The sequence below is a fragment of the Pseudoflavonifractor sp. SW1122 genome, from assembly GCF_012027765.1.
Lineage (GTDB): Bacteria > Bacillota > Clostridia > Oscillospirales > Oscillospiraceae > Enterenecus > Enterenecus faecium.
Window position 1 is genome coordinate 1 of the sequence record NZ_SJOS01000103.1, and the last position, 710, is coordinate 710.

The 710-nt window shown below is 46.9% G+C and carries 1 protein-coding gene; it reads left to right on the plus strand.

All coding sequences use genetic code 11. The features are described 5' to 3' along the window. Window positions 1-710: transposase (locus E0L15_RS12185; RefSeq protein ID WP_168125820.1), on the plus strand; the 710-nt coding region annotated here is incomplete at both ends.

Sequence of the window (710 nt, forward strand, 5' to 3'; positions counted from 1 at the left end):
CGTGAGAAGTTGGGGAAAAAGCCTATCAACGACGATGACGATCACGATGATGAGGGCACCTCTGGTGGAGGGATGGTTGAAAAGACAGTTTCCACAACCGACCCCGATGCGGGAATGTTCATCAAAGGAGAGCATGAACGGCAGTTTGCATACGAAGCACACACAGCTTGTGATAGGCGAGGGTTTATTCTTGGAGTAGAAGTAACCGCAGGAAATATTCATGACAGCGTAGCTTGGGATGCACTTTACGATGAAATAACAGCTAAATTTGAACATGCGAAGTATGTGGCAATGGACGCAGCATATAAAACCCCTTGGATTGCAAAGAAGATTCTGGAGGATGGGAGAATCCCCATCATGCCCTATACCAGGTATAAAGGAGATAAAGAACGGTACAAGCCTTGGGAGTATGAGTATGATCCTGTAACTGACAGTTTCATTTGCCCTCAAGGTGGTGTGCTGCGACACACCACCACGGACAAGGAAGGAAAACGTACTTACCGTACGACTCCGTCCAAGTGCAAATCTTGCCCATGTAAATTTAAATGCGGAGCCAATGAAAAGGGGCAAAAGGCAATGACCACACATATCTGGCAGGAGTATCTGGATATTGTGGAGGCCATCCGCAAAACCGAAAAGGGCAAGAAAATCTATGCCCAACGAAAAGAAACCATTGAGCGTGTGTTTGCTGATGCAAAGGAGAAGCACGC